A 6,355-nucleotide genomic window follows, 5' to 3' on the forward strand; every position below is an offset into this window, starting at 1 on the left:
TCCCTCGTACACCCACCGGTGCTCATGACGCCGGCCACACGAGGGGGGCGGGCTCCTGGGACGAGTCTGTGACGCCACGGTGACCGGAGAACCGGCAGCGACCGGCGAGACTCAACAGTACGTGCACGAACGGATCTTGACGCCGGGGGAGCGGAAACCCGACGGCGGGAGGGAGCACCATGGAACCCGAACGCGCTGTCCGCAGACTCCCCGACGCATCCGAGTGAGGGAACCGATGGCTCGACTCAGCCGCGAGAAGAAGCGGGAACAGCAGCGCGCCGAGGGCTCGGCGGCCCTGGTGGCGGCTCCCATCGACGTCCGCGTCCCCGAAGCAGGTGCGATCGGCGCCTGGGTCGGCGGTGTGCCGGTCACCGCGGCCGCCGGCGAGGAGATCCAGCAGGCCGTCCTGAACCATCTCCATCGCATCGCCCTCGCCACCGGCCGCTGCGTCCTCGCCACCGTGCACGACGAGCGGATCGGCTGTGTCGTACACCTTCAGGTGGACACGGACGGGGCCAGCAGTTTCACCGGGGAGCCCGTAGGGATGACTGTTCCCGCGGCCCAGGCTCCGCCGTCCCCGCCGCGGCAGCCGGAGCCGTCGCCCCAGGGTGACACGCCGACGCACGTCCTACGGGCGTCCGCGGAAACCGCGCGGGAGGCCTCCCCGACGTTCGTGCTGCGTGCGCTGCCGCAGCCGGCACCGGACAGGGCCCCGGGCACGGTGGCGGCCCCGACCGGCGAGTTCGGCCCGCCCCCGCCGATGGACGCGGTCCCGCGGCACCACCCGGAACCCGAGGACGCACCCGCATCCAAGCGCCCGGCGCCCGCCCCCCTCCTCCTGGTCCCCCCGGACCCGGCCCTCGACCCCGACCCCGGGCCCACCCCCGCCCGCGGCTTCGACGCCGTGGCGGAAGCCGTCCTCGGTGACGAACCGCCGACCGCTCCCGCCTTCCTCGCGGAGCCGATGGCGCAGATCAACGAGGCCGTGAAGGCGGGGCGGACAGAGATCGCGGCCGCACTGGCCGAGACCACGGTCGAGGAGGCGTCCGCGGCACTCGGGCCGGAGCACGCCGAAGTGCTCCGGCTGCGTGAACTCACCGCGTACATTGCCTACTTGGCGGGCGAACCGATCCGCGCGTTCCGGCTCTCGCTCGACCTGGTCCGGCTCCACCGCCGCACCGGGGACGCGGAGGCGGCCTACGGCAACATCCAGAGCGCCGCCTCCGCCTGGCGTGCCGTGCGCGACCCGCAGCAGGGCCTGGAGCTCGGCCACGAACTGATCGGCCTGTGGACCGAGCTCACGGCCGAGGACGGCCCGGCGGCCGACGACATCGAACGCCTGGAGTCGGCCCGCACCCGCATGGGCAGGCTCACGGAACGTGCCCGCAAGTCGGCCGGGCAGACGCCGGGCTGACGACCGAGGGCTGCTGCTCGGCCGTCCTTGAACGGCGCCCTGACCTACTGCACGCAGAACTCGTTCCCCTCCGGGTCCGCCATCACCACCCACTCCCCGGCGGGCTCCCGCACCCGCCGCAGCACGCTCGCCCCCAGCCCCACCAGCCGCTCGACCTCGCCGTCCCGCCGCCCGTCGCCGGGATGCAGATCCAGATGCAGCCGGTTCTTGCCGCTCTTCGCCTCGGGCACCCGCTGGAACAGCAACCGCCGCCCGAGCCCCGTACCCCGCTCCTTGTCGTACGGATCGTCCGGATGCCGTACCGCAATCAGGTCCCGGAAGGCGCGCCGCCCATGGAACTCGACGGTGGCCGCGACGGGCAGCGCCCCGAGCTCCAGCAGTCGCTCCACGAACGCACTGTTGTCCTCGACCTCGTACCGCAACGCGGCGGCCCAGAAGTCGGCCTGCGCATGGGGGTCGGCCGCGTCGATGACGAGCTTCCAGTGAACGGGGGTGGTTTCGGAAGTCTGTGTCATGCGACCACTTATAGCGGTCGGGTACGACACTCAGCCCGTCCGGCGTTTGAGGACGAGGCCGTTCAGACCGACACGGGGGTCCGGGGCAGACCTCCCGGTCAGGCGTCCACCGCAGCGGGCGGCGCCGCCTCGACCCTCGGCACGCCCACCTCGCTCCGCAAGCGCCGCGCCCCGCGCCAGGCATCCCAGGTCAGCAGAGACAAGGCGACCCACACCAACGCGAACCCGGCCCACCGCTCCACCGGCATCGCCTCATGGAAGTACAGCACCCCGAGCAGAAACTGAAACACCGGCGCCAGATACTGCAGCAGCCCCAGCGTCGACAACGGCACCCGAATCGCCGCCGCCCCGAAACACACCAGCGGCAACGCCGTCACCACCCCGGTCGCGGCGAGCAACGCCCCGTGCCCCACCCCGTGCGTCGTGAACGTCGACGAGCCCCGCGAGCTCAGCCACAGCAGATAACCCACCGCGGGCAGGAACTGGATCGCGGTCTCCGCGGCCAGCGACTCGATCCCGCCGAGCCCGACCTTCTTCTTCACCAGACCGTACGTCGCGAACGAGAGGGCGAGCGTGAGCGAGATCCACGGCGGCTGCCCGTACCCCACCGTGAGCACCACCACCGCGGCGAAGCCGGTCCCGACCGCCACCCACTGCACGGGCCGCAGCCGTTCCTTGAGGAGCAGCACTCCCATGGCGATGGTGACCAACGGGTTGATGAAGTACCCGAGCGAGGCCTCGACGACATGCCCGCTGTTCACGGACCAGATGTACACGCCCCAGTTCACGGTGATGACGGCCGCGGCGATCGCGAGCAGCCCCAGCCTGCGCGGCTGCCGCAGCAGCTCGCCCGCCCAGGCCCAGCGCCGCATCACCACGAGCGCGGCGCCCACGAAGACCAGGGACCAGGCCATCCGGTGGGCGAGGATCTCGACCGCGCCGGCGGGCTTCAGCAGGGGCCAGAAGAGGGGGACGAGGCCCCACATCCCGTAGGCGGCGAAGCCGTTCAGCAGTCCTATGTGCCGCTCGCCCCTCGGCTTCCCGGTCACGGGCCCCTCCTCACCTCGTCGCGCACGCGTGCCAGGCAGAAAGTAACGCCGAGCGCCCCCGTCTGTCATGCCCGTATCGCCATACGGTCATGACAGGCGGGGGTGTCGCACCCGGGGCGCCGGGAGCGTCAGCCCTTGACGGCCACCGCGATCGCGTCGGCGAGCGGCGTGGTCGGACGGCCGGCCAGGCGGGACAGGTCGCCGGTGGAGACGACCAGCTCGCCCTTCTCGATGGAGGCGTCCACGCCCGCAAGGACGGCGGCGAGCGGGCCGGGCAGCCCGGCGCCGGTCAGGATCCCGGTGTAGGCCTCGACCGAGACGGGGCTGTAGACGATCTCCTTGCCGGTCTGCTTGCTGAGCTCGGCCGCGTACTCGGCGAAGCTCCACGCCTCGTCGCCGCCCAGCTCGTACGTCTTGTTCTCGTGGCCCTCGCCGGTCAGTACGGCCACGGCGGCGGCCGCGTAGTCGGCGCGCGAGGCGGAGGAGACACGGCCCTCGCCGGCGGCGGCGACAACGGCGTTGTGCTCCAGCACGGGGGCCAGGTTCTCGGTGTAGTTCTCGTGGTACCAGCCGTTGCGCAGCAGCGTGAACGGCACGCCGGAGGCGAGCAGGGCCTCCTCGGTGCCGCGGTGGTCGTCGGCGAGCGCGGCCGTCAGGCTGCCGGGGGCGCTGGTGTAGGCGAGCAGCGCTACACCGGCGGCCTTCGCGGCCTCGATGACCACCTTGTGCTGGCCGACACGGCCCTTGTCGAACTCGTTGCCGGAGATGAGCAGCACCTTGTCACCGGCCGAGAAGAGGCTGTCGAAGGTCTCGGGCGCGTTGTAGTCGGCGATCGCGAGCGTCACGCCGCGCGCGGCGAAGTCGGCGCCCTTCGCCTCGTCACGTACGACGGCGGTGATCTGCTCCGCCGGGACCTTCTCCAGCAGCTGCTCCACGACATGACGGCCGAGGTGTCCGGTGGCTCCGGTGACGACGATGCTCATGATCAGCGATCTCCTTGTGGGGTGCGGATGTGCTACTAACCCTAGGAGTGGCGCTAACTATTGGAAAGTACCCACTTTGAAGTAAGGTACTGGCATGGCAGTAAGTACTCCGGAGTCCGTCGTCGAGCCGGCGCCCGCCGCCAGGTACGACACCGGCGAGGCGATGTGCCCCTACCGCCTCGTCCTGGAACACCTCACCAGCCGCTGGGGTGTCCTGGTCCTGATCGAACTCCTGGAGCGCCCCTACCGCTTCAGCGAACTGCGCCGGGCCATCGGTCGCGTCAGCGAGAAGATGCTCACCCAGACCCTGCAGACCCTGGAGCGCGACGGACTGGTGCACCGCGACGCCAAGCCGGTGATCCCACCGAGGGTCGACTACTCCCTGACCGACCTGGGGCGGGAGGCGGCGCAGCAGGTGCGGGCGCTGGCGGCGTGGACCGAGCGGCGGATGGACGCCGTACAGCAGGCACGGGACGCGTACGACGCGGCGAAGCGGCAGCGCTGAGCGGGGAGGGCCCGGATGCCGCACCGCTGCATCCGGGCCCTCCCTTTGTGCGGGTCGGTCAGCCGACGACCGTCCAGGTGTCGCCGCCGGCCAGCAGTGCGGCCAGGTCGCCCTTGCCGTTCTGCACGATCGCCGTGTCCAGTTGGTCGGCCATCTGGGTGTCGTACACCGGCCGGTCCACCGACCGCAGCACACCGATCGGCGTGTGGTGCAGGGTGTCCGGGTCGGCGAGCCGGGACAGGGCGAAGGCGGTGGTCGGGGACTCGGCGTGGGCGTCGTGGACCAGAATCCGGGACTCGTTCTCAGCGGTCACGTCGACCACCTTCAGATCGCCGGTGGCCTCGTCCCGGACGACGCCCTTGGACAGGCCGCTGCCGAAGCGGATCGGCTGTCCGTGCTCCAGCCGGATCACCGCCTCCTCGGCCTGCTGCTTGTCCTTCAGGGCCTCGAAGGCGCCGTCGTTGAAGATGTTGCAGTTCTGGTAGATCTCGATCAGCGCCGTGCCCGGATGGGCGGCCGCCTGGCGCAGTACCTCGGTCAGGTGCTTGCGGTCGGAGTCGATGGTGCGGGCGACGAAGGAGGCCTCCGCGCCGATCGCCAGCGACACCGGGTTGAAGGGCGCGTCCAGCGAACCCATCGGCGTCGACTTGGTGATCTTGCCGACCTCGGAGGTCGGCGAGTACTGCCCCTTGGTCAGGCCGTAGATCCGGTTGTTGAACAGCAGGATCTTCAGGTTGACGTTGCGGCGCAGCGCGTGGATGAGGTGGTTGCCGCCGATGGACAGGGCGTCGCCGTCACCGGTGACCACCCACACGGACAGGTCCCGCCGGCTGGCGGCGAGCCCGGTGGCGATGGCGGGTGCCCGGCCGTGGATGGAGTGCATGCCGTAGGTGTTCATGTAGTACGGGAAGCGGGAGGAGCAGCCGATGCCCGAGACGAAGACGATGTTCTCCCTGGCCAGACCCAGCTCCGGCATGAAGCCCTGGACGGCCGCCAGGATCGCGTAGTCACCGCAGCCGGGGCACCAGCGCACCTCCTGATCGGACTTGAAGTCCTTCATGGACTGGCGGGCCTCGGCCTTGGGAACGAGCGAGAGCGCCTCGATCGTGCCCGTGCCTTCCGTGGACGTCTCAGCCATCGATGGCCTCCTTGAGAGCCGTGGCGAGCTGCTCAGCCTTGAACGGCATGCCGTTCACCTGGTTGTACGAGTGGGCGTCGACCAGGTACTTCGCCCGGATCAGGGTGGCGAGCTGCCCGAGGTTCATCTCGGGAATCACCACTTTGTCGTAACGCTTCAAGACCGCGCCGAGATTCCTCGGGAAGGGGTTCAGATGCCGCAGATGGGCCTGCGCGATGGACTCGCCGGCCGTGCGCAGCCGGCGAACCGCCGCGGTGATCGGGCCGTAGGTCGAGCCCCAGCCGAGCACCAGGGTGCGCGCCTCGTGCGGGTCGTCGACCTCCAGCTCCGGCACGTCGATCCCGTCGATCTTGGCCTGCCGGGTGCGGACCATGAAGTCGTGGTTGGCGGGGGCGTACGAGATGTTCCCGGTCCCGTCCTCCTTCTCGATGCCGCCGATGCGGTGTTCGAGGCCGGGGGTGCCGGGGATGGCCCAGGGGCGGGCGAGGGTCTGCGGGTCGCGCTTGTACGGCCAGAACACCTCGGTGCCGTCCTCCAGGGTGTGGTTCGGGCCCTGCGCGAACTGCACGGTCAGGTCCGGGAGTTCGTCCAGTTCCGGGATGCGCCAGGGCTCCGAGCCGTTGGCCAGATAGCCGTCGGAGAGCAGGAACACCGGCGTGCGGTAGGTCAGCGCGATCCGCGCCGCCTCCATGGCGGCGTCGAAGCAGTCGGCCGGGGTGCACGGGGCGACGATCGGCACCGGCGCTTCGCC

6 protein-coding genes and 1 pseudogene are annotated in these 6,355 nt (G+C 70.6%); 2 read left to right on the top strand and 5 right to left on the bottom strand.

The window, feature by feature from the left end:
- The first annotated feature begins 235 nt into the window (after positions 1 to 235).
- Positions 236 to 1,414 carry a tetratricopeptide repeat protein gene (locus tag ACIBW9_RS39080; RefSeq protein WP_398962546.1) on the top strand — a complete coding sequence of 393 codons (1,179 nt, stop codon included), beginning with the start codon at positions 236 to 238 and terminating at the stop codon, positions 1,412 to 1,414.
- Between the two features lie 44 nt (positions 1,415 to 1,458).
- Here the strand turns inward: ACIBW9_RS39080 and ACIBW9_RS39085 are convergent, their stop codons facing one another.
- The 3 genes from ACIBW9_RS39085 to ACIBW9_RS39095 all read right to left on the bottom strand — a co-directional run bounded on the left by ACIBW9_RS39085 (position 1,459) and on the right by ACIBW9_RS39095 (position 3,961).
- The gene (locus tag ACIBW9_RS39085; RefSeq protein WP_398962549.1) at positions 1,459 to 1,929 is read right to left on the bottom strand and encodes a VOC family protein; all 471 of its coding nucleotides are present in this window, start codon (positions 1,927 to 1,929) and stop codon (positions 1,459 to 1,461) included.
- A 98-nt stretch (positions 1,930 to 2,027) separates the two neighbouring features.
- Positions 2,028 to 2,978 (bottom strand): EamA family transporter RarD, encoded by a 951-nt coding sequence (rarD, locus tag ACIBW9_RS39090; protein ID WP_398962552.1) that lies wholly within the window; start codon positions 2,976 to 2,978, stop codon positions 2,028 to 2,030.
- 128 nt (positions 2,979 to 3,106) lie between these two features.
- Positions 3,107 to 3,961 carry an SDR family oxidoreductase gene (locus ACIBW9_RS39095; protein ID WP_398962554.1) on the bottom strand — a complete coding sequence of 285 codons (855 nt, stop codon included), beginning with the start codon at positions 3,959 to 3,961 and terminating at the stop codon, positions 3,107 to 3,109.
- A gap of 94 nt (positions 3,962 to 4,055) precedes the next feature.
- Here ACIBW9_RS39095 and ACIBW9_RS39100 point away from each other — a divergent pair, with 94 nt between their 5' ends.
- Positions 4,056 to 4,466: a winged helix-turn-helix transcriptional regulator gene (locus ACIBW9_RS39100; protein WP_398962557.1), complete on the top strand. Its 411-nt coding sequence runs from the start codon at positions 4,056 to 4,058 to the stop codon at positions 4,464 to 4,466.
- 58 nt (positions 4,467 to 4,524) lie between these two features.
- Here the strand turns inward: ACIBW9_RS39100 and ACIBW9_RS39105 are convergent, their stop codons facing one another.
- Complete coding sequence (locus ACIBW9_RS39105) at positions 4,525 to 5,604, bottom strand: 2-oxoacid:ferredoxin oxidoreductase subunit beta (RefSeq protein WP_398962560.1); 1,080 nt, start codon at positions 5,602 to 5,604, stop codon at positions 4,525 to 4,527.
- A pseudogene (locus tag ACIBW9_RS39110) lies at positions 5,597 to 6,355 on the bottom strand (2-oxoglutarate ferredoxin oxidoreductase subunit alpha); the annotation flags it as partial. The pseudogene ACIBW9_RS39110 and the gene ACIBW9_RS39105, both read right to left, overlap by 8 nt.

It is taken from the genome of Streptomyces sp. NPDC049541, from assembly GCF_044465725.1.
Taxonomy (GTDB): domain Bacteria; phylum Actinomycetota; class Actinomycetes; order Streptomycetales; family Streptomycetaceae; genus Streptomyces.